The sequence below is a fragment of the Jiulongibacter sediminis genome, from assembly GCF_001306455.1.
Lineage (GTDB): Bacteria > Bacteroidota > Bacteroidia > Cytophagales > Spirosomataceae > Jiulongibacter > Jiulongibacter sediminis.
The window spans coordinates 260,803-281,162 of the sequence record NZ_LGTQ01000010.1; the positions used below are offsets into that span (position 1 = coordinate 260,803).

22 protein-coding genes and 1 tRNA gene are annotated in these 20,360 nt (G+C 43.9%); 11 read left to right on the top strand and 12 right to left on the bottom strand.

Translation table 11 applies throughout. From position 1 onward, the window contains the following. The first annotated feature begins 5 nt into the window (after window positions 1-5). Genes AFM12_RS14180 through AFM12_RS14190 form a run of 3 tightly spaced genes read left to right on the top strand, consistent with a single transcriptional unit; the run spans window position 6 to window position 2,765 of the window. On the top strand, window positions 6-1,337 hold the full coding sequence (locus AFM12_RS14180) for a sensor histidine kinase (protein ID WP_055149358.1): 1,332 nt from the start codon (window positions 6-8) through the stop codon (window positions 1,335-1,337). Between the two features lie 4 nt (window positions 1,338-1,341). Beyond that, entirely contained in the window at window positions 1,342-1,713 is a 372-nt protein-coding gene (locus AFM12_RS14185) for a response regulator (protein ID WP_055149360.1), read from the top strand. Beyond that, window positions 1,710-2,765, top strand: a complete 1,056-nt coding sequence (locus AFM12_RS14190; RefSeq protein WP_055149362.1) for an adenylate/guanylate cyclase domain-containing protein — start codon at window positions 1,710-1,712, stop codon at window positions 2,763-2,765. Before AFM12_RS14185 ends, AFM12_RS14190 begins: the two co-directional genes overlap by 4 nt. 1 nt (window position 2,766) lies before the next feature. Here AFM12_RS14190 and AFM12_RS14195 read toward each other — a convergent pair whose 3' ends face one another. The 3 genes from AFM12_RS14195 to AFM12_RS14205 form a co-directional block, all read right to left on the bottom strand. Continuing rightward, entirely contained in the window at window positions 2,767-3,354 is a 588-nt protein-coding gene (locus AFM12_RS14195) for an HD domain-containing protein (RefSeq protein ID WP_055149363.1), read from the bottom strand. Between the two features lie 6 nt (window positions 3,355-3,360). Further along, window positions 3,361-4,242, bottom strand: coding sequence for a YitT family protein (locus tag AFM12_RS14200; protein ID WP_095533231.1), 882 nt, complete (start codon window positions 4,240-4,242; stop codon window positions 3,361-3,363). Between the two features lie 66 nt (window positions 4,243-4,308). Beyond that, a complete protein-coding gene (locus AFM12_RS14205; RefSeq protein ID WP_055149367.1) occupies window positions 4,309-5,403 on the bottom strand; it encodes a Gfo/Idh/MocA family protein in 1,095 nt (364 codons plus the stop codon). 141 nt (window positions 5,404-5,544) lie between these two features. Here AFM12_RS14205 and AFM12_RS14210 point away from each other — a divergent pair, with 141 nt between their 5' ends. The 4 genes from AFM12_RS14210 to AFM12_RS14225 all read left to right on the top strand — a co-directional run bounded on the left by AFM12_RS14210 (window position 5,545) and on the right by AFM12_RS14225 (window position 9,357). After that, window positions 5,545-5,994 (top strand): nuclear transport factor 2 family protein, encoded by a 450-nt coding sequence (locus AFM12_RS14210; protein ID WP_055149369.1) that lies wholly within the window; start codon window positions 5,545-5,547, stop codon window positions 5,992-5,994. A 42-nt stretch (window positions 5,995-6,036) separates the two neighbouring features. Then, the gene (locus AFM12_RS14215) at window positions 6,037-6,969 is read left to right on the top strand and encodes an SGNH/GDSL hydrolase family protein (protein ID WP_055149371.1); all 933 of its coding nucleotides are present in this window, start codon (window positions 6,037-6,039) and stop codon (window positions 6,967-6,969) included. A 46-nt stretch (window positions 6,970-7,015) separates the two neighbouring features. After that, window positions 7,016-8,284, top strand: a complete 1,269-nt coding sequence (locus tag AFM12_RS14220; protein ID WP_055149373.1) for an alpha/beta hydrolase family protein — start codon at window positions 7,016-7,018, stop codon at window positions 8,282-8,284. A gap of 140 nt (window positions 8,285-8,424) precedes the next feature. Further along, window positions 8,425-9,357: a serine hydrolase domain-containing protein gene (locus tag AFM12_RS14225; protein WP_055149375.1), complete on the top strand. Its 933-nt coding sequence runs from the start codon at window positions 8,425-8,427 to the stop codon at window positions 9,355-9,357. On the opposite strand, the gene AFM12_RS19520 is transcribed toward AFM12_RS14225, so the two are convergent. From AFM12_RS19520 to AFM12_RS19525, 5 genes are all read right to left on the bottom strand, one after another. After that, the gene (locus AFM12_RS19520) at window positions 9,354-9,866 is read right to left on the bottom strand and encodes a GIY-YIG nuclease family protein (RefSeq protein ID WP_082391351.1); all 513 of its coding nucleotides are present in this window, start codon (window positions 9,864-9,866) and stop codon (window positions 9,354-9,356) included. The two genes, AFM12_RS14225 and AFM12_RS19520, sit on opposite strands and share 4 nt — an antisense overlap. A 46-nt stretch (window positions 9,867-9,912) precedes the next feature. After that, a tRNA-Arg gene (locus AFM12_RS14235) sits at window positions 9,913-9,986 on the bottom strand. A 128-nt stretch (window positions 9,987-10,114) separates the two neighbouring features. Further along, window positions 10,115-10,420 (bottom strand): NADH-quinone oxidoreductase subunit NuoK, encoded by a 306-nt coding sequence (nuoK, locus tag AFM12_RS14240; protein WP_055149377.1) that lies wholly within the window; start codon window positions 10,418-10,420, stop codon window positions 10,115-10,117. Next, window positions 10,417-10,941: an NADH-quinone oxidoreductase subunit J family protein gene (locus AFM12_RS14245; RefSeq protein ID WP_055149379.1), complete on the bottom strand. Its 525-nt coding sequence runs from the start codon at window positions 10,939-10,941 to the stop codon at window positions 10,417-10,419. The genes nuoK and AFM12_RS14245 overlap by 4 nt, the downstream gene beginning before the upstream one ends. Beyond that, window positions 10,941-12,152 (bottom strand): 4Fe-4S dicluster domain-containing protein, encoded by a 1,212-nt coding sequence (locus AFM12_RS19525; RefSeq protein ID WP_229308511.1) that lies wholly within the window; start codon window positions 12,150-12,152, stop codon window positions 10,941-10,943. The genes AFM12_RS14245 and AFM12_RS19525 overlap by 1 nt, the downstream gene beginning before the upstream one ends. 120 nt (window positions 12,153-12,272) lie before the next feature. Here AFM12_RS19525 and AFM12_RS14255 point away from each other — a divergent pair, with 120 nt between their 5' ends. The 3 genes from AFM12_RS14255 (at window position 12,273) to AFM12_RS14265 (ending at window position 15,474) form a co-directional block, all read left to right on the top strand. Further along, a complete protein-coding gene (locus AFM12_RS14255) occupies window positions 12,273-12,860 on the top strand; it encodes a hypothetical protein (RefSeq protein WP_055149381.1) in 588 nt (195 codons plus the stop codon). A gap of 184 nt (window positions 12,861-13,044) precedes the next feature. Continuing rightward, window positions 13,045-14,799, top strand: a complete 1,755-nt coding sequence (locus tag AFM12_RS19940) for an NAD(P)/FAD-dependent oxidoreductase (RefSeq protein ID WP_055149383.1) — start codon at window positions 13,045-13,047, stop codon at window positions 14,797-14,799. Between the two features lie 51 nt (window positions 14,800-14,850). Beyond that, entirely contained in the window at window positions 14,851-15,474 is a 624-nt protein-coding gene (locus AFM12_RS14265; protein ID WP_095533232.1) for an NUDIX hydrolase, read from the top strand. Window positions 15,475-15,644: 170 nt separating this feature from the next. On the opposite strand, the gene AFM12_RS14270 is transcribed toward AFM12_RS14265, so the two are convergent. From AFM12_RS14270 to AFM12_RS14285, 4 genes are all read right to left on the bottom strand, one after another. Then, window positions 15,645-16,529, bottom strand: a complete 885-nt coding sequence (locus AFM12_RS14270) for a sugar phosphate isomerase/epimerase family protein (RefSeq protein ID WP_055149385.1) — start codon at window positions 16,527-16,529, stop codon at window positions 15,645-15,647. Between the two features lie 11 nt (window positions 16,530-16,540). Next, entirely contained in the window at window positions 16,541-17,335 is a 795-nt protein-coding gene (locus tag AFM12_RS14275) for an SDR family NAD(P)-dependent oxidoreductase (protein WP_055149387.1), read from the bottom strand. Window position 17,336: 1 nt separating this feature from the next. Beyond that, window positions 17,337-18,362: a zinc-binding dehydrogenase gene (locus AFM12_RS14280; RefSeq protein WP_055149389.1), complete on the bottom strand. Its 1,026-nt coding sequence runs from the start codon at window positions 18,360-18,362 to the stop codon at window positions 17,337-17,339. A 115-nt stretch (window positions 18,363-18,477) separates the two neighbouring features. Next, window positions 18,478-19,170 (bottom strand): orotidine 5'-phosphate decarboxylase / HUMPS family protein, encoded by a 693-nt coding sequence (locus AFM12_RS14285; RefSeq protein WP_055149391.1) that lies wholly within the window; start codon window positions 19,168-19,170, stop codon window positions 18,478-18,480. Window positions 19,171-19,321: 151 nt separating this feature from the next. Between AFM12_RS14285 and AFM12_RS14290 the strand changes: the two genes are divergently transcribed. Next, complete coding sequence (locus AFM12_RS14290) at window positions 19,322-20,272, top strand: DUF1593 domain-containing protein (protein WP_082391353.1); 951 nt, start codon at window positions 19,322-19,324, stop codon at window positions 20,270-20,272. Window positions 20,273-20,360: the final 88 nt, after the last annotated feature.

Below are 20,360 nucleotides of genomic sequence, written 5' to 3' on the forward strand. Positions count from 1 at the left end.
TGCAAATGACCATACTCTTTCTGGCAAGTCTGATTTCATTGAATATCATCATGAAATACTTGCTGAATAAAGATACTGATGCCTCGCTATTTGAAATAAGCAGAATCCTGAGAATCGGTGTTTTTGTTCTCATGGGTGTTAGTTTCGTTATTCCTGATCAATATGATATCGGGATACGCATCGCCTGGCTCCTGATTATTGGTTATATCGCTTATATTCTTTTCCAGTACAAAGAAAACCGCATGGCCAGAGATTTGATGGTGGCCATTGTTCCCTTCGCTCTTATTGACACTATTCTGGATTTTACAAAAGATTGGTTTCCGGAATTCTGGAATGAATACAATTCTTATCTCGACCTGCTTCAGCTTGGTGCCATTGTCTGGATAATTGCCTATTGGTTCAATATCAGTCGTCAGCAAAGAAACATCAAAAAAGAAGAAGAAAAGCGGCGTTTAATTGAAGAAGAAAACCACCAGCTGGAGGATATGGTTAAAGAAAGAACCAGAGAACTGGAGGATCAGAAAAACAGTTTGCAGGAAGCCCTTGTAAACCTTAAATCCACTCAAAATCAGCTTATTCAATCTGAAAAACTGGCTTCTTTAGGAGAATTGACTGCCGGAATTGCCCATGAGATTCAGAATCCCCTGAACTTCGTCAATAACTTTTCTGAGATCAACGGGGAATTACTAACCGAACTTAAAGAAGAAATCTCAAAAGGGAATCAGGAAGAGATTGATTTCATTCTAAAAGACCTGGTGGAAAATGAAGAAAAGATTGCATACCATGGCAAAAGGGCTGATGCTATCGTCAAAAGTATGCTACAGCACAGCAGAAGAACTGAAGGAGATTTTGAGCCAACTGATATCAACACTTTAGCAGATGAATATCTTCGATTGGCCTATCATGGACTTAGAGCCAAAGACAAAAGTTTTAATGCTAACTTTTCAACTGAACTTGCCGAAGATATTCCTCTGCTAAAAGTGAAACAGCAGGACATAGGGAGGGTTATACTTAATTTAATCAATAATGCCTTCTACGCTGTTAATGAACGGAGATCGTCTGGTGATGCCGATTATAAACCGGAAGTGAAAGTAATCACCAGAAATCAAAAAAACTGGGTAGAAATTGAGGTCAAAGACAACGGCACCGGAATCCCTGATCAGGTAAAGAGTAAAATATTTCAACCGTTTTTCACCAGCAAGCCGGCCGGCCAGGGAACGGGCCTGGGGCTTTCGCTCTCTTATGATATCATAACCGCAGGTCATAAAGGAAAACTGAGCATGAAAAGTAAGGAAGGTGCGGGCACCTCCTTTATAATTCAATTACCAAAAGAATAAACTCATGAAAATACTCGTAGTTGATGACGAAAAAGATATTGAAGACCTGTTTCTTCAACGTTTCAGACGTGAAATAAGAAAGGGAGAAGTAGACTTCGTTTTTGCCCATTCCGGCGAATCAGCTTTGGACTATCTCCATGAGCATGAGTCTGAGGCCGTGTTAATTTTATCAGACATCAATATGCCAGGTATGACCGGGCTTGAATTGCTCCGAAAAATACGTTTGAATTATAAAAAACCGCCACCGGTGGTCATGATGGTTACCGCCTACGGCGATGATGAAAACAGAACAAAGGCGGATGAATACGGAGCCAATGATTTTCTGACCAAGCCTATTGATTTTAAAGACCTGAAAGAAAAACTTAATCTAGCATGAGCGAAAAGCCTACCCAAATACTTGTTGTAGATGATGAGGCAGACCTTGAAGCACTTATTCGTCAGAAATTCAGAAGGCAAATTCGTGAGGGCAAATACGAATTTCATTTTGCTTCAAACGGACGGAACGCCCTTGAAGTTCTGGACTCCAATTCTGAAATTGGACTTATTCTGAGTGACATCAATATGCCGGAAATGGATGGCCTCTCTTTACTCATTAAAGTAAGTGAGAGTAATCCTCTTGTGAAAGTGGTGATGGTTTCAGCCTATGGCGATATGGAAAACATCCGTTCTGCCATGAATCACGGTGCTTTTGATTTTGTGTGTAAGCCGGTCAATTTTGAAGATTTAGGCGTAACTATTGAAAAAACGGTTAAACACATTCAGCACCTTAAAGAGACCTTTGAGGCTATTAAAGAGAATAACATTCTAAGAATGTACGTAGACGACAGTGTTCTTAATTTCATGAGCCGAAGTGAGTTTGAAAACTCACTCAGAGCCAATGAGGCTATTGAAGGTACTGCCCTCTTTATTGATATTTGTGGTTTCACGGCCATTTCTGAAAGCGAAAGTGCCGATTTCGTCGTAAAACTCTTAAATGACTACTTTGACATTATCGTCAAAGAAATCATGGTTTATGATGGTGTCATTGACAAGTTTATGGGAGACTGCGTAATGGCCGTTTTTAAAGGGGAATATCACCTCGATAGAGCCATAGATGCCGGTCTGGCCGTTAGAAACAAAATTGACTCAATCAAAGAACCTGCAAAAGGGATAAATGAATACCTGCCAAAAGTTTCAATAGGCGTAAATCCAGGAGAGATGATTTCAGGGAACATTGGTTCATCGTCTCTGAAACGGCTTGATTTTACGGTAATTGGTGATGCCGTAAATACGGCACAACGGCTCCAGTCAAAAGCGGGAGAAAGCCAGATTCTGATTACAGAAAAGGCTTATGAGCAGATCAAGGATTCTTTCAAATGTAACGAGGTCGGAGAAATGACCTTCAAAAACAAAAGTAAAGCCATTAAATGTTACGAGGTCATTGAATAGCTCAGGATAGACTGTACTTTTCTTTAAGCTTCCTTAAATGCTGCTGCTTAAAGTTTTCTTTGTTCTTGCGGTAAAACTCGGTGTGATATTGATGGTTCTCCAGAAAATGGATTTGACGTGCATCCCACTCTTCAAGCGTTAGATCGGGCTCAAAGTACTGCAGCTCTTTGAACAAAAAGGAACTTACTTTATCAAAATTTTCTGTGCTCAGATATTCTAAATCAGCATCTGCCAATATTTCTTCCAGACAGTTTTGTGGCTTTTGAGGAATTTTAGTAGCTCTGATCATCCCCTTTACTTTTTCAATATCAGAATCGGTAAGGTTATACTTCGGAAGCTCTGACTCTACCATTTCACAGCTTATTTCTTCGTGATCTTCTGCTTGTACCAGAAAGCCTGAATCGTGATATAAAGCAGCCACTCTCAGTAGGTATAAATCATGATCAGCAACACCCATTTTTTTAGCGAGATAACAGGCCATTTTCTCTACATAAATAGTATGTCTGACGCTGTGGTAATGATAATAATCGGCAAGATTATACCCAAGGTTTTGGATAACGTCGTAGTAGATTTTTTCGAAGGCGACCATTATAACTTAATGATTACGGATTTTCTTCACCTGACCTCCGCTTACGTCTTTAATGCTGTTTATATAAACAAAAGCTGCGGGGTCAGTTTCAAAGATTGATTTTCTGATTTTTTGTATTTCAAGACGGGTTACAATCGTCATCAGGATATCACAATCCTCATGTACATCAAAAGACTCCGGCAAATAACCCCGCTCTCCTTTATACACCGAAATTGCCTTACCGTGTTCGTTGACAATAAGGTCTTTTACCTCTTCTGATTTTCCTGAGATTACGGTCAAAGCCGTGTATTGTTCAAAACCATCCACCACATAGCCTGAAACCTGAGTAGCCGTAAAGTAGGTAAGTATGGAATAAAGGGCCTTCTCCAGTCCGAAACTGTAAGCTGCCGCCAGAAAAATCAAGGTATTGATGGCCATAATAATCTCAGACGAACTGAGACCTGTTTTATTTGTCGTGTACTCAGCTATCACCTCCAAACCGTCAATAACCCCACCGGCTCTGATGATGAAACCTATACCCAGACCAATAAAAAAACCACCGAAAACGGCGATAAGAATCTTATCATTTGTGACCGTGGGTAAACTCAAAAACTGGAGAAAAACAGCTAGTAAAAGGACCGCCAGCAGTGACTGCACCGCAAAGCCTTTTCCTATTTTTCGATAACCCAAATAAATAAAGGGCAGGTTAATCAGCACCAAAGGTATACTTACATCCACATGAAAGATTTCATGCAGAAGAATGGATATTCCGGTAATACCACCATCGAGAAAATGGTTTGGTATCATAAATCCCTTAATGGCCACCGTGGCACACAGGGCACCCAAAACTGTGAAAATGACCGACTTGAATGAGAATACGGAAGACCAGCTAAAAGATGAAGATGACAAGCTCTTGAATATTAATATTTTGGCTAAACTAATCTATTTGACAAGTATCTCAAAGTTTTATCAGGCTCATTTGAGCCATATGGTCCGGCCTTTTTTCGCACTTTTTCGGGCAGCATCAAGAATTTCCATCACCGTCATATTATTTTCCAAAGCAGATAAGGCCGTCGGCTCTAATTCAATGGTACCTCTCACTACTGCCGCCAGCAATGAAAAGGCATCGTCATAAGGATACGGCCGCTCGTTCAATACCATTTGCTCCTCCTCATAACTATCATAACCGGTAGACTGCCGTACTCTGAGTTGATGACCATTGTCGGCATAAATGGCTCCGTCTGTACCATAAATTTCCATATCCTTTCTGCCAATGGGCCAATCCCATGAAGGCTGAATAACGGCGTTGGCATTTTTGTAAGTCAGTAAAATCGTCGCATCATCATCAACCTGTGGATTGTTCTCAGGCTGAAGCTGTTGAGTTACGGCAGTTACGCTGATTGGCTTTTCACCATCCATCATCCAGGTTAAGAGGTTTGCTCCATAACACCCGAAATCTGTAATAGCTCCACCCCCATTTTGAACTGGATCAATGAGCCAATCAAGAAACTCATGGCTAATATTAATTCGTACCGGCCCTTTATGCCCATCTCTGACCACCACCTTTCTCAGTTCACCAATAGCACCTTCTTTCAATAGTTCGTTAGCCTTATGGTTTGTGGGGTACCAAGTGGTTTCATAATTCGTAATGAGGTGAATCTTGTGTTTTTGAGCCAATGCCTCCATTTTTTTTGCATGTTCAAGACTAACAGCCAAAGGTTTCTCTACCATGACGTGAATGCCTCTGGGGGCACAGGTCTCCACCACAGAAAGGTGTTCGTAGATTGTCCCAAAAGCAGAGACTGCCTCCGGTTGGTGAGCCTCTATCATCTCGTCCATTGTATTGTAGACTTTTGATAAGCTGAAGCCATATTGATCAGCATAGCGTTGAGCAAGCTCTTTGTCAGGCTCCACAATACCTACAATTTCAAAATCCTCTCGCTTTTCACTATTAAAAACTCCATGAACATGGGTATGGGTCAAACTGATAACTCCCAGCCGTAGGGGAGAATTCTGCCCGCTGACCGTGGTAAAAAACAGAACATAAAAGAATAAAAAGGTTAATCTCATTTCAATGGGTTTGATCAGGGAAATTTACAAAATGAATTTTCAGCACATCACAGATTTACAAAAAATCGTTTTCAGGAACCTCAATGGGTCATTCGACTTTTGACCCTATCTTTACAACAAACAACCCTGAACCTCTTCGTCATGAAAAAGCCCTTCATTACCCTAAGCTTACTATTCGCTTTTTTTATCGCCCATAGCCAGGAAAACTGCCTGACAAAAGAGAACCTTCTGAAACTGGATCTTCAGTGGGAACAAGCCCTGCTGGTCTCTGACGCAGATTTTCTCAGTAAACTTCTCGCAGATGAATTCATTTGGATCCATAATCATAACTCTATGACCGACAGCAAAGAGGCATTGGTTAAAAGGGCAGCTGACCCGAATCGTAAAGCAACTGGTGACACCAAATCAAGAATTTCAAGGGATGTTACTGTGGCCATTCAGGGTTCTACCGCAGTGGTTACAGGTATTACCGTTGTAGATCGCGGCCCCACTCCCACCACTTACCATTTTATGAGAACTTATGCCCGGAAGGACAGAAAATGCTACCTGCTGGGCAATCATACCATGGCCGTGCCCGAAGATGAAAAGTAATGCTTAATCCTATTCTATACTTTAATAAATTCTCATCTGGTCATGAGAAAACTCACTTGTTTAACCTTCCTTTTTTGCTTCTCAGTTATTTCCGGCAATGCTCAGGAGAAATATGACATCCCGCAGGATGTTCATGAAGTTTTGGTCTTAGGCAACAGCATTACCTATGCAGGAACTTATCTGGCTCAAATGGAAACATACCTCCACCTTAGGAACCCTGAGAGAAACCTGATTTTCCTGAATCTTGGCTTGCCCAGCGAAACTGTTTCAGGGCTTTCAGAACCGAATCATGCCGGCGGCAAGTTTCCAAGGCCTGATTTATTCGAGAGACTTGATCGGGTCCTGATGGAGCTCAAACCAAAACTTATTCTAGCCTGTTACGGAATGAACGATGGTATCTACCGACCCTTTAATGAGGATCGTTTTAAGTTGTTTAAAAATGGTGTTCTTCGATTGAATGAAAAGGCTGAGGCTGCCGGAAGCGATATCATCTGGCTTACACCTCCCATTTATGATGAGCGAAAAGGAGAAGCTTATGCCAATGTTCTTGATATCTACTCCGACTGGCTACTCAGCAAAAAATACACCGATAACTGGAAAGTCATTGATATTCATTGGCCGATGAAAAAATCGCTGGAAGACCATAGATCAATTGATCCTGACTTCGCTTATGCTGAAGACGGAATTCACCCAAACACTTTGGGACATTGGGAAATGGCCAAACCTATTATTGCATATCTCGGAGAAACTGATGTCTTAAACATTGACCAACCTGAAACTGCCTTTCAGTCATATGAAAGTGGTGAAAAAGTATTTGAACTGATAACTCAAAAGCAAAAAATTCTGAGAGATGCATGGCTAACCAAAACCGGTCATCAAAGACCCGGTCTGACAGAAGGCTTGCCAATCAATGAAGCTAAAGATCATGTGGAAAAACTGGAGAAAGAGCTGTACAACTTACTTTTGGAGAAATAAAAAAATGTAATCGCCAGCTCCAATTAATGGGCCGGAAAGAATCAATATGAAAAAAAGCGTTTTACTACTTGTATGCAGTGTGCTATTTACCGCTGCTTGTCAAAAAAATCTGAACACAGAAAAAAGCACGAATCTGGAGGATTGGCTCGCAAAAAATAGTTCGTCCCGTGAAGCTTTGGAAGAGTTGCCCTTTGCGACAAAACAGTTAACGGCTAAAGAAGCTGAAGAGGCCACCGCTCTTCTTTTGAAAGACCATCAAACGATGTTTCTCTCGACATTTACATCAGAGTGGGAGAATCGCTTATTGACCCAGAATGACCTCCAAATGCCGTTTTACTATCAGACTTTTGGTGATGAACCGGCGGACGGACGAAGCCTTTTTATTTCACTGCATGGCGGAGGAGGCACTACCCCTGAAACGAATGATCAGCAATTTGAGAATCAAAAACACCTCTATGATGAGGCCATGAAAAACAGTGAAGGTGTTTATCTGGCTCCAAGAGCCCCAACAAATACCTGGGACCTCTGGCATCAGGAGCACATCGACGACTTTCTTGACAGAATCATTCAACTCGCAGTTATCAAGCTGAATGTCAACCCAAACAAAGTCTACATTTTAGGTTACTCCGCCGGTGGTGATGGCGTTTACCAACTGGCTCCAAGAATGGCAGATCGATGGGCCGCTGCTTCCATGATGGCGGGGCATCCGAATGACGCTTCGCCCCTTTCACTGCGAAACACACCTTTCAGTTTGCACATGGGTGCGTTGGATGATGCCTACGACAGAAATGCCGTTGCAAAACAATGGGGCGTAACATTAGATAGCCTACAATCCCAAGATCCGGAAGGCTATGTTCATCACGTTGAGCTCCATTCAGGAAGGGGGCATTGGATGCAACTGGAGGATAGTGTGGCTCTGAGCTGGATGCAAAAATTCACCAGAAACCCCATCCCCGAAAAAGTCGTTTGGAAACAAGATAACAGAAAGCATCAACGCTTTTACTGGCTGGGCATGCCCGACAATAGTTCTGTCACGGAAACAGCCGTTATTGTCAGCTATAACAAACAAGCCAATGAAGTCAATATTCTACAAAACCCGCAGGATACGTTACACGTTTTCATGAATGATCAAATGTTAAACCTTGACAAACCGATAACCCTAAAATATCAAGGTCAAACCATTTATCAGGGTACGCCGGAAAGAAACATGCTTCAAATTTATAAGAGTATCAAAGCCAAGGGCGATCAAAATCTGGCCTTCCCAGTTGCTTTGACCATTTTGAATAATTCAGAGGTGAAAAATAGTAACTTATAAGTAATGGTTACTTTTCTGTAGAACCAACTTGATTTTGTAACTCAATGGCCATTTTGATCCGATCAATGGGAATCTTCTTTTTTACACTGATATTCTTTGCGTCCTGCCATTCAAACAGAAGACTAGTTGCCGATTCTGAGATGGAGAAGATCATCGATGATGTAGCTTTAGAGAACAATTTCAGCGGTGTTATTCTGCTCACAAAAGGCAATGATACCCTTTACAGAAAAGCCGGTGGTTTTCGGGATTTAGAAAGGCAAATTGACCTAAAGCCAAACGACCATTTTTATATTGGGTCAATCAGTAAGCAAATTACGGCCGCTTTGATCTTACGGGAATACGAAAAGGGAACTGTCAGATTATCGGATACAATAGATGCATTTCTACCTGAAATAAATCAACCTTGGGCCGGCGAAGTGACCATCCATCACTTGCTAACTCATACGCATGGCATCACTTCTTTGGAAGAGCCGCTGGCTTTTGAGTTGGGTTCCCAATTTCAATACTCTCAGTTGGGATACGGTTTGTTGAGTCAAATCCTCGAAAAGCTTCATGGACAAACTTTTGACAAAATCTCAACTTCTTTTTTCGCTGAACTTGGCCTTAACAATACTTTTCATCCGAATAGCAAAAAGGGTATTTCAGTTGTCAATGGTTATGAAGAAAATGAAAACGGAGAACAAGAATTAGCCACCGGAAACCCTGTGAAACACATCGCCGCAGGTGGATTTATCTCAAATGTTGACGATCTTTTGCGATGGAATCAATTACTGCATTCCGGTCAAATCCTTCAACCAAAGACCCTTGCTTTAATGAAAACTCGTTACTCCACCAGACAACACCCTATTTTCGGTCCGATAGAATATGGCTATGGTTTACTTTTCAAAGAAGGTGAGCAGAATAAACAAATCGGAGCTTTCGGCTATGTCCCGGGCTTTCCGACGGCCAATTATTATTATCCTGAAAACGGGGTAAATCTAGTCGTCTTAGTTAATGTCGCCAGAAACTTGGAGGATTTTAGAGAGACATTTCGGGTGCATACGGAGTTGATGCGGTTGGCGAGTGAGCTTTAGAGAATAGAATATAAAGCCTTTTTCGCAGAAATACGGGTCTGACTTCCGTGAAGTCTGACCTGCTTCGACGAATTGGGGCACAAAAAAGCCCGCCAAAAGCGGGCTAGTGACCTCCGCAGCCTGCCTGTCGCCTGCCTGTCGGCAGACTGGGCAGACAGGGATTCAAAGACTAGGCGTCCCCCTGAACCTCTTGAGCCGTAATCAAGTGCTCCCTGACCGTCCGCCTGCCTGTCGGCAGACAGGGCAGGCGGGTATTCAGTTAAACCAGGAGACAAAAGTCTGTCTAAGAACTCTCGACCTACTCCAGATTTGAAATACTTCTCTCGAGCTCGTGCTTCTTTTCTAGTTTCAAATTCTTCCTGATAGACCTTTTTCCAAGGCATATGCCCTTTGGTAAACTTACTTTTCCCTGAATTATGCTCCAAAAGTCTTCTCTCAGGATTTTCAGACATCCCGACATATCGGATTGAATCTTTCTCCGAAATCAATACGTAAACAAGGTGTGGCATTTGAATGGAATATAGACACAAAAAAGCCCGCCATTCGGCGGGCTAGTGACCTCCGCAGGATTCAAACCTGCAACCTCTTGAGCCGTAATCAAGTGCTCTATTCAGTTGAGCTAGGAGGCCTAATTTCCCAAAAAACCATTTAAAAAACGAGTTTTTCTTGGTTGAGCCCTGTCTGCCGACAGGCAGGTAGGAGGCCGTTTTGGGACTGCAAAAGTAAAGCTTTTCCCTACTTTCACAAAGAATAAAAATCAATTTTTTAATTCATCCATCTTATCTGGATTCAGTGTGCCGTATTTATCCTTGAGTTTAAGGATAATCGCCAGAGCAACTGCTACCTCTGCAGCAGCGATTACCATGATAAAAAGAGAAAAAAGCTGGCCTTCAGCCACAATGCTTCCACTTCTGGCAAAAGTCACAAAATTAAGATTGACCGCATTGAGCATCAGCTCTACGCCCATCAACATCATAATCAGGTTCTTCTTTGTGATAGCCACAGCAAAGCCAATTGCAAAGAGCAAGGCCGCTATCACCAGAAAGAAAGAAGTTGGAATCATTTTTTTGCTATATATGAGGCCCCAATAAGCACAATTAACAATAAAACACCCACCAGTTCCAGTACTAAAACCTGCGTAGTCATCAAACTCATGCCTAAATCCTGCACCTGTTCCGCCGAGGGCTCTGCCAGAGAACGACTGCCCCCCATTTTGACGCTGTAGAAAATCAGCCCGCCGGCCATTACCGCAGCGAAGAGTAGTGAGACCAGACTATTGACATTGACTACTTTCAGGGCGTCTTCCTTTTTTTCGCCTTTGGCAGAAAGCATAATCCCAAACATAATCAGAATCAAAATACCTCCCACATAGACCATAATTTGGGAAACAGCCAAAAATTCGGCACCGTTCATCAAGAACAATCCACCCACTGAGATCAGGGAAGTAAGAAGTCCGTAAGCCCCGTAAAGAATATTTTTAGTAAAAAACAGATAGAGAGCACCACCAACGGCACCGAAACCAAAAATACCCAAGGCTAACCACTGAAGCCAGGCCCAGTCCAGCTGATTCATCCAGTCTTCCATTAGTCTTTTTTGGGTTTAAGTTTCGGTTTAAAAGCCGGTTTTGGCCTGTCTTCGTTTTCTGCCTTCGGTTTTAATTTCGGGCTAAAAGAGGCCTTTGGTTTTTCCTCCTCCGTTTTAGTCTTCAACTTTGGACTAAAACCCGCTTTAGGTTTCTCCTCGGTCTCCTCACTTTCTTTCTTCGGCTTTAATTTCGGACTGAAAGAAGCTTTCGGTTGATCCTCCTCCGTCTTCGGCTTCAGTTTTGGACTAAACGCAGGTTTTGCTTCAGCTGATTCTTTGGCCTCAGGCTTTAGTTTTGGTTTGAAAACAGGCTTTGGTCGATCAGCACCAGTAGTTGGCTTCATACCTGGTCTGAAGGCTGGTTTAGGAGAGCTTTCGCTCGTCTCCCCCTTAGCTCCTGCTGGCTTCGTTTTGGGCTTAAAGACTGGTTTTGGACGAGCCGCTGGGGTATTCTCACCTTCACCTGTCGGCTTGAGGGCAGGTTTAAAGACGGGTTTTGGCTTATCAGTGGAAGCAGATTCTTCCGTCTTCTTTTTAGGCATAAAAGCCGGCTTCTTTGGAGCAAAAACAGGCTTGGCAGCCGCTGGTTTCGCCTCTGCAGCTTCCGCAGTTTTAGCTTTCTTCAGCTCCTCTTTTTCGACCATGTATTGGTCATAAAGCTCTCTTTTCTCCTGAGCTTCAGCCTCTGTAAGATTGGCAAAGGCAAAATTAAGTTGAGTAATGTCAATCACCGAGTAATCATACTCGCTATTCATGGTCAGACATTCTGTAGGGCAAACGGTGGTGCAGAGCCCGCAGAAACAGCATTTGGCCATGTCAATATCAAACTTGGCAGCATGCAGACGCACCGGAGATCCGTCAGAGGTATGACGAATCAGTTCAGGCGATTTAATCGCCTCAATTTCAATACAATTTACAGGACAAATTTTCGCACACTTGTCGCAAACGATGCAATCATCGATTTCACAATCCAGCTGATACCTACCATTATCGGGAACGTTTATCGTTTCTTTAGGATATTGAATTGTGACATGGCCTTTATCCAGTTCAAAAAAATTATCGTCCTGAATTTCTCTGTCAGCTCTTGAAAATCGGGCATCCACCAAGTGTTTGAGTGTTAAACTCATTCCCTTTGCGGTGGTTTTAATCCCTCTTTTGATATCGCCGAAATAGCTCATGCCACAAAGATATTCAAAGATAAATGATTTCATATTAATCTACCAAATTGATAGACTTTCTATTTTAGATTACATCTCGTTAACTAGTCTGGCAAATGCAATTTTGCTAAATTAGGCTTCTGATCATTTTCACTTCGAATAAAAACAAAAAGCATGAAAACAATTATTACCTGTTGCACACTTTTAATTTGTAGCATTGGTCTGGCCCAAAATCTCGAAGTTGTAGGAACGGCCAAGATTAATTCTCTTACCAAAAACAACTCAGCTTCCGAAGTTATTGTCAAGCTCCCGGATGGTAAACTCGGCACCAGAGATGTATCTTCATTACCCACCGGTGGAGGAGGCGGTGGCACATCCTCCTTCTTTGTGGGAGGGGGCTCTTCTTTCAATGGTTTCGGAACTGGTGACAATTTTGTGCCCATGACAAACAGCGTCAGAACCAACACTTATGACGGCTCCAAAACAAGAATCCATATGGCAGGTGTGCTTACTAAATTTGAAGGGTCCATTGCTGATTTCACAACTGCCGGCTCTTACACATTCCATGTTATGAAAAACGGCTCAGCTACCACTCTAACATGTATCATTACCGGAGCCAGCACATTATCCTGCCTGGATTCAAGCCATTGCGTTTCGTTTGATGAGGGAGATTATATCGCAGTGAGATTCACTGGAAGTGGAGCCACGAACAGGCCGGGTAGGTGGTCTGCCGTTTATACCCCAGGCGGGACTTGTCCATAACCCATTCTGCTAAGTTCTTTTTGGTACCCGACACGTCAAATGACGGGTCGGGCTATCCGCTATACCTTTTTTTCTAACCCTAAGGCTAAAGCAAAAAAAAGGATACCCCAACTATCCGTTAGCCAGTGAAATTGGGGGTGAAGTAATTATCTTTGCCTCATTAAAGGATAAATACCTTTCAAGTATGGAAAAAGAATTGACACTTGCTCTGCCACCCGAGCTGGCTCTTGACGAAGACAAGCTTCGCTCCTATCTCGAGAAAAGACAAGGTACTCCCCTCTTCTATCAGATAGAAAAACAATCAATTGATGCCCGGAAGAAAAAAGTAAAAATTAATCTCAAACTTCGGATTTCTTCCAAACCTCTGTCCGATTCGCTAAGCTTCACGAAGAGTTATAATAATGTTGCTGAGGCAGAGGCCGCCATTATCGTTGGTGCAGGACCAGCCGGATTATTTGCAGCATTAAGGCTTATTGAACTGGGGATAAAGCCTATCGTGCTGGAGCGTGGCAAAGATGTCAGGAGTCGCCGCCGTGACCTTGCCGCCATTAATAAAGACCATATTGTAGACAAAGATTCTAACTATTGCTTTGGCGAGGGTGGAGCAGGCACATACTCAGACGGCAAGCTCTATACCAGATCAAAAAAGCGGGGTGATGTTCGTCGTATCATGGAAGTTCTTGTAGCCCATGGTGCTACAGATAAAATTCTTTCAGATGCTCATCCACATATCGGAACTAATAAATTACCAAAAGTGGTAACCGAACTCCGTGAAAGCATTCTGGCCGCAGGAGGTGAAATTCGTTTTGAAAGTAAAGTCACCGACCTCATCCTTGAAAATCACGAGATCAAAGGTATCAAAACGGAAAAAGGAGAGCTGATCAAAGGGATTGGGGTCATTTTGGCCACCGGCCACTCTGCAAGAGATATTTTCTATCTTTTGCGTGAGCATCAGGTTCTTCTAGAAGCCAAACCTTTTGCCATGGGTGTAAGAATAGAGCACCAGCAGCATTTTGTGGATAGCTGCCAGTACCACACTGATGATCGTGGTCTTCTGCCAGCTGCAGCCTATTCTTTGGTAGCCCAAACAAAATACAAGGGTGTTCAGCGTGGCGTTTTCAGCTTTTGCATGTGCCCCGGTGGATTTATCGTACCGGCCAGTACAGCTCCTGGAGAACTCGTGGTTAATGGCATGTCACCAAGTCGAAGAGATAGCAAATTCGCCAACAGTGGTGTGGTAGTGGCCATCAATGAAGTTGACTGGAAACCCTTTGAACAACATGGTCCTTTAGCGGCACTTGAGCTTCAGAAATGGGTAGAGAAGAGTGTTTGGGAGAAGACGGTTGAGGAAGTCGGAGGTCAAATGTCAGATGTTCGAGGTTTGACCGATGACGGAAGACCGATGACCGGGGCCGAAAGTCAGAAGTTGGAAGTATTGGAGAACGGAGAAGGGAGAAAGGAGAAAGGAGAAGATGGAAGTGGGGGCATGGAAAATTCTTCCAACCTCAAACATCAAACATCTGACACCCAGCACCCAACACACTCCCAATACGCTCCTGCACAGCGGATACCTGATTTTCTGGCAGGGCGGGTTTCTAAAAAATTGAATGAGACTTCGTATCAGCCGGGATTGGTTTCTATGGATATGAATGAAGTTTTACCAGATTTTATCGCTCAGCCATTAAGGCAAGCTATTAAAGAATTCGGTAAGCGAATGAAAGGTTACGATGGACCGGGCGGGCAACTAATCGGACTTGAGAGCCGCACCTCCTCACCCGTAAGAATCCCTCGCGACCGTGAAACTCTGGAACATATACAGACTAAAAGACTTTTCCCCTGCGGAGAAGGAGCCGGCTATGCAGGAGGAATCGTGAGTGCTGCCGTTGATGGGGAGCGATGTGCAGAAGCCTTGGCTGCGATTTATGCCAAAAAGAATTAAGATTTTGGTTCGGGATAATTAAATTTGAACAACTTCATCTCATCAATACATTTGAAATTAGAAAACGTCATATATAAACTGGAAAAACGGTTGAAAGAGCCGCTACCCGGTCATGATAACTTCTATACCAAAATCAGGGGCTCCAGTCTGAAAAGGGATATCCCTGATATCAATACCACTAAGAAAAGTGCGGTTCTCATTGCCTTTTATCCGAATCAGGATGAGGCCTATCTGCCTTTTATTCTCAGACCGCCTTATGACGGCACTCATGGAGGCCAAATGGCTTTTCCCGGAGGCCGAATGGAAGAAATTGACGAGTCTTTTGAGCGTACTGCCTTACGGGAAGCTGAAGAAGAAGTAGGCCTTAAAGCATTGGATGTTAAAATCTTAGGGGAACTGACTGAAATTTATATTCCGCCCTCCAATTACTGGGTAAAACCCATTGTAGGGGTGTTGGATTATAAACCCACTTTTTTTCCGGACGCCCGCGAAGTTGCAGAAGTTTTAGAAGTACCTGTGGCTCACCTACTCAGACCCGATGCCCTTACCGAGCGTAAAATAAGCATCAGGGGAACCCGCATGAAAACCCACGGTTTTGAGGTAGAAAACCAATGGATTTGGGGAGCCACGGCCTTGATGATTGGTGAATTGCTGGAGGTTTTGAGAAATGATTAAGTAGAACGCTATTCCTGAGAATAAATTTGTCTAATCGTTATCCGAAATAACAAGATTCTGTAACGAAGTAAAGCTATTGAAATCAGAGGTAGTAATCGGGCCGGAAGACCGGAGGTAAGTCTGAGTCAAAACGCAGGAAGCCTCTTCTATTCACTATGCCAGAATAGCTGCTACGGCCAATACTCTCTCATCTTTTTGCTGACAAAGTCGACGCTACGCTGCAGCTGATCGAAGCCGTCAATGCCGTCCTCAATGCTGATCCACCCATCAAAACCAACGCGTCTGAGTTCCTTGAAAATAGCATCGTAGTCGTTGAGTCCTTTGCCAATTTCACCATGACTCAGGCGTTTGGCGTAGCCTTCTACTCCACTCTCTTCCTTTCGCAAATCTTCTATCGTTCCGGAGAGTAGAAAGCGGTCACTGGCATGCATAGTTACTACGCGGTCAGAAACCCGGTAAAGCAGCTCCAATGGATCTTCACCCGCCAAAAAGGCATTACTGGGGTCATAATTGACACCAAAGTTTGGATGCTGAATACGCTCAACTAATTGACAAAAAACCTCCATTTTCTGGGCAAATTCAGGGTAAGTCCAGAAATCGTCTTTGTAATGATTTTCAATGATAAGGGTGATACCCAACTCGCTCGCTAAAGGCAGACAAGCCTCAATGCCTTTGGCTGCAAGTGCAATACCCTCTTCAATGCTCAGTTCCGGTCGCCGTTGGCCGGATAACACCCTACAATATTTTCCACCCAACACATGGGTCATCCGTATCCAGCTTTTCTGCTTTTCAATTTCCTTTTGATGAAGGGTTTCATCAGGAATGGTAAAATCGGGCGAGCAGCACATCATGGGAATCACTTTTCCATGTTCCTCCACTTGCTTTCTGAATAGGGGCCAGTTGGCCTCATCGACCATTTCCAGAAAACCGGCATACCATTCGATGCCATCCACAGGCAACGAACAGGCCAGTTCTATCCATTCAGATACTTTCATACTGCCGTCTTTGCAGAGTGCCTGCATGTAGGCTTTGGGGAATACGGCGAGTTTGGGCATGATTCAGATTCTTATTTGTGTGATCCCTCCCAACTTTTAGGCAGGTTTCTACCAATCATCGGAAATTGTTCTAAATCCATCACCTGGGCACTTACCGGGCCACATTCATCCGACAACAGGAAGACGGCTCCGGCAGCAATTTCTTCGGGTGCAAAAAGGCGTTTGGCAGGAGCAAAAATATCCGGAAGGTCACGGTACCAATCAGACTTCATACCCTGTGCGGCCTTAATTTGCATTTCATTATCCGTAAGTACCCAGCCGGGATTGATCTGATTTACACGCACACCATACTCCCGAAAAAGGCTATCACCCAGGTTACGGGTCATGGTCATGAGGCCACCTTTAGAAATGCTGTAGGCCAAAAGATCAGGTTCACCGCCCCAGGCATTGATGGAGCCGATATTGAGCACATTCCCCTTATTTTCAATAAGTTGATCCAATGATTTTTCAATCAAAGCCAAACCAGACACCAGATTTATATCCAGCACCTTACGCAGAAAATCAGAAGAAGTAGTTCGGATATTAGAAGATACAATAGTGGCCGCATTATTGACCAATGCATCCAGTTTACTAAACCTTTCTACTGCCAGATCTACCAGTTTTTCTGCGGCATCTTCTTCAGTAATATCTATGGTAAGCATGGCTGAATTCTCAGGCCCTAGTTCAGCATAAAGTTGCTCTCCAGCCTGATCATCCAAACCGTTCAGAATCACTTTTGCTCCTTCCCTAACACAACTTTTAGCTATGGCTTTGCCGATGCCGGTATAGCTTCCTGTGATGAGTATGACTTTGTCTTTTAATCTCATATTAATCCGGTTTCAAAACACTCTTAATAATCTCCCCTGAGTGCATTTTCTCAAAAGCTTCATGCCATTCAGAAGTTTTCCATACCCCGCCAATGATGGGTTTTACATCCAGTTTGGCACTACTCATGAGTCCCAGCACTTTTTCCCAAATGGGCCAGTTGTGGCTAAAACTGCCTTGCAGCGTAACGTTTTTCTGCACCAGCGGATCCAGTGAAAAGTTGAAAGGTGTGGGTCCCCAACCTACTTTAGCTATTTGTCCCTTTGGCCGAACCATATCCAAAGCAATTTTGAGCGTTTCGCTCACACCGGCAGCATCTACCACCACATCAGCTCCCAATCCATCGGTCTTAAAAGCCCATTCGGCAGGGTCGCCTACGATGGTTTCAAAGCCGTATTGCTGTGCTATTTTTAACCGGGCTGTGTCTTTGGGCAAGCCCAGAACGGCTACATCCGCCCCGCAAAGACTGGCCATGATGGCACATAGCGTACCGATAGTTCCCGGGCCAATGACCAGCACCCGATCACCCGGTTTAATACGGGCATTCATAACTACTGCATTATAAGCTACCGAACAAGGCTCTGTGAGACAAGCCTGCTCAAACGAAAGCGTAGCAGGTACCTTATGTAGCAGGCGTGCAGGCACTTTTACGTAACGGGTCATGGCTCCGTCTACGCCATAACCAAAGCCTTTGCGTTCCGCATCCAGATTGTAAAACCCTTGCCGGCTCATGGCACTTTGCGGGTTAATGACTGCCGCTGTTTCGCTAACCACGCGGTCGCCCTCTTTCCAGGTCTTGACATTTTTGCCCAGCTCGGCAATGTGCCCTCCAAACTCGTGCCCCAGCACCACCGGGTAATTGACCGGCCAACTGTGATCAGAAGTCCACTGATGCAAATCGCTGCCGCAGACACCCACATTGGCTACTTCAAGCAGCACATCGTCATCTCCAATTTCTGGTTTGGGTACTTCCCTCAACTCTACGCTGCCTTTTTCTTCGGCATAATTGACTACTGCCAGTGATTTCATCGTTGAACATTTTAATATTTAATCGTCAGACCCAAAGGGTCAGCCTTGAGAATCTGCAATTCGTCTTCCATTTTGAATCTTTTCGGGTCTGATTTCTGCCAAGTCTGACCTGAATTTACACCTCCCCATACCCATGAATCTTCTCACAAATGAGTCGAAGTGATTCCTCCAGATTTCCTGAAGCGGTTTTGAAAGCATCCGCGTCTATGGTGAGCGGGGCACCCAGCACCACCAGCGGGGCTCCATAAGCGGGGCACTGAATGGCCTGCTCCAGCGACAGGCCTCCGACGGCCTGAACTGGAATATTTACAGCATTCACGACTTCCCTCAGTTGATCCAGTGGGTTCGGCATGGGGTTTCCCTGGGCGGCGATTCCGCGGCGTTCGTCGTAGCCGATGTGGTGAATCACATAGTCGCAACCCAAGTCTTCCAGCAGTTTGGCTCCTGCCACCATATCCGGGCAGCCCAGGTTATCGCCCATTACTTTTATGCCGTAATCTTTGCCCGCCTGAACCACCATTTTAATGGTTTCTGCATGAGCACGAGCCATCACCACCACGTGTGTGGCACCGGCTTTGGCCATCATTTCGGCTTCCAGATAGCCGCCATCCATGGTCTTGAGATCAGCGACTATTGGGACACCGGGAAATGCTTCACGAAGTTTACGAACGCCATGGAGGCCTTCGGCCAGAATGAGCGGGGTACCGGCTTCCAGCCAATCTACGCCTGCCCGCATAGCCAGAGCCGCTGTTTCCAGAGCATCGTCGATATTGGTGAGGTCCAGCGAAATTTGTACAACAGGTTTCATTTGTATAGGGTTGAATCGCTACAGTTCTGTAGCTCACTTTTGTAAATTTAATGGAATCCGCTTCTTTTCAAAGAATTCTTATCGAGAGAAACACCTATTAAAAAACGCATTGGCATAATGTTTAAATTGCACTCAGTAGTCATAGTCAGACATGAAACAATTCACTTTTCTGTTATTCTTATTTGGGATATTCATCCATTTGAAGGTAGACGCCCAGAGGACAAAACCTCGTGTAATCATATCTACAGATATCGGCGGTGATGATCCTGACGACTTTCAGTCAATGGTGCATTTACTGATGTATGCCAACGAACTCAATATTGAAGGTCTGGTATCCTCCCCTCCGGGAGAGGGACGGAAAGAACATATAATAGAAGCTTTAGACGCTTACGCACAGGATTTTGAAAAGCTTCGAAAGCATGGAAATTTTCCAAGCCCTGAGTATCTCAACTCTGTGACAAAACAAGGGCTAACCGAAGTTCAGTCAACCCCAAAACCATCCTCTGAGGTTTCAGAAGGTGCAAACTGGATAATTGAAAAAGCTCGTCAAAAAAATGATCAGCCTTTATATCTGTTGGTATGGGGCTCTATGACCGATGTGGCACAGGCACTCCACTTCGCTCCTGACATTAAAGAAAACATCAGGGTTTATATGATAGGCTCCTGGAATACCCGAATGGATTCGCTGGCTAGAAATTATGTTTTTGAGCACCATCCTGACCTTTGGCTGATTGAGAATAATACGACTTTTAGAGGCATGTATATGGGCGGGGATCAATCGGATGACTTTGGAAATACTTCTTTCGTAGAGAAATATGTTAAAGACCATGGAGCCTTAGGCGAGATTTTCTACCAAAAGAAAAAGGACATCAAAATGGGAGACACTCCTTCTGTTCTCTATTTACTTAACGGAGATCCTGATCAACCGGAAACCGGGAGTTGGGGAGGCCGTTTTTTGAGAACGGATCATGGCCCAAATTATTTCACCGACCTAGCAGACCCCAAATTCATAGAAAATAACAGGCCCGGAGCCAAAACAGTTAATGTTTGGAGAAAAGACTTTTTAACTGACTGGGCAACACGGATGAAGTGGCTGGAATAGGGTCTTTTTCCTCCTTCCTAAATCGCTTTATTAATCAATGGCTATCCTTGAAAATCCGTCAGCTTAGCTATATTTGAGCTTCAAGTTT

Bases quoted from the DNA above. Each gene is read 5' to 3' on its own strand.
- AFM12_RS14180 (WP_055149358.1), top strand. From the start codon at position 6: ATGACCATACTCTTTCTGGCAAGTCTGATTTCATTGAATATCATCATG.
- AFM12_RS14185 (WP_055149360.1), top strand. From the start codon at position 1,342: ATGAAAATACTCGTAGTTGATGACGAAAAAGATATTGAAGACCTGTTT.
- AFM12_RS14190 (WP_055149362.1), top strand. From the start codon at position 1,710: ATGAGCGAAAAGCCTACCCAAATACTTGTTGTAGATGATGAGGCAGAC.
- AFM12_RS14195 (WP_055149363.1), bottom strand. From the start codon at position 3,354: ATGGTCGCCTTCGAAAAAATCTACTACGACGTTATCCAAAACCTTGGG.
- AFM12_RS14205 (WP_055149367.1), bottom strand. From the start codon at position 5,403: ATGAGATTAACCTTTTTATTCTTTTATGTTCTGTTTTTTACCACGGTC.
- AFM12_RS14210 (WP_055149369.1), top strand. From the start codon at position 5,545: ATGAAAAAGCCCTTCATTACCCTAAGCTTACTATTCGCTTTTTTTATC.
- AFM12_RS14215 (WP_055149371.1), top strand. From the start codon at position 6,037: ATGAGAAAACTCACTTGTTTAACCTTCCTTTTTTGCTTCTCAGTTATT.
- AFM12_RS14220 (WP_055149373.1), top strand. From the start codon at position 7,016: ATGAAAAAAAGCGTTTTACTACTTGTATGCAGTGTGCTATTTACCGCT.
- AFM12_RS14225 (WP_055149375.1), top strand. From the start codon at position 8,425: ATGGAGAAGATCATCGATGATGTAGCTTTAGAGAACAATTTCAGCGGT.
- AFM12_RS19520 (WP_082391351.1), bottom strand. From the start codon at position 9,866: ATGCCACACCTTGTTTACGTATTGATTTCGGAGAAAGATTCAATCCGA.
- nuoK (WP_055149377.1), bottom strand. From the start codon at position 10,420: ATGATTCCAACTTCTTTCTTTCTGGTGATAGCGGCCTTGCTCTTTGCA.
- AFM12_RS14245 (WP_055149379.1), bottom strand. From the start codon at position 10,941: ATGGAAGACTGGATGAATCAGCTGGACTGGGCCTGGCTTCAGTGGTTA.
- AFM12_RS19525 (WP_229308511.1), bottom strand. From the start codon at position 12,152: ATGAAATCATTTATCTTTGAATATCTTTGTGGCATGAGCTATTTCGGC.
- AFM12_RS14255 (WP_055149381.1), top strand. From the start codon at position 12,273: ATGAAAACAATTATTACCTGTTGCACACTTTTAATTTGTAGCATTGGT.
- AFM12_RS19940 (WP_055149383.1), top strand. From the start codon at position 13,045: ATGGAAAAAGAATTGACACTTGCTCTGCCACCCGAGCTGGCTCTTGAC.
- AFM12_RS14270 (WP_055149385.1), bottom strand. From the start codon at position 16,529: ATGCCCAAACTCGCCGTATTCCCCAAAGCCTACATGCAGGCACTCTGC.
- AFM12_RS14275 (WP_055149387.1), bottom strand. From the start codon at position 17,335: ATGAGATTAAAAGACAAAGTCATACTCATCACAGGAAGCTATACCGGC.
- AFM12_RS14280 (WP_055149389.1), bottom strand. From the start codon at position 18,362: ATGAAATCACTGGCAGTAGTCAATTATGCCGAAGAAAAAGGCAGCGTA.
- AFM12_RS14285 (WP_055149391.1), bottom strand. From the start codon at position 19,170: ATGAAACCTGTTGTACAAATTTCGCTGGACCTCACCAATATCGACGAT.
- AFM12_RS14290 (WP_082391353.1), top strand. From the start codon at position 19,322: ATGAAACAATTCACTTTTCTGTTATTCTTATTTGGGATATTCATCCAT.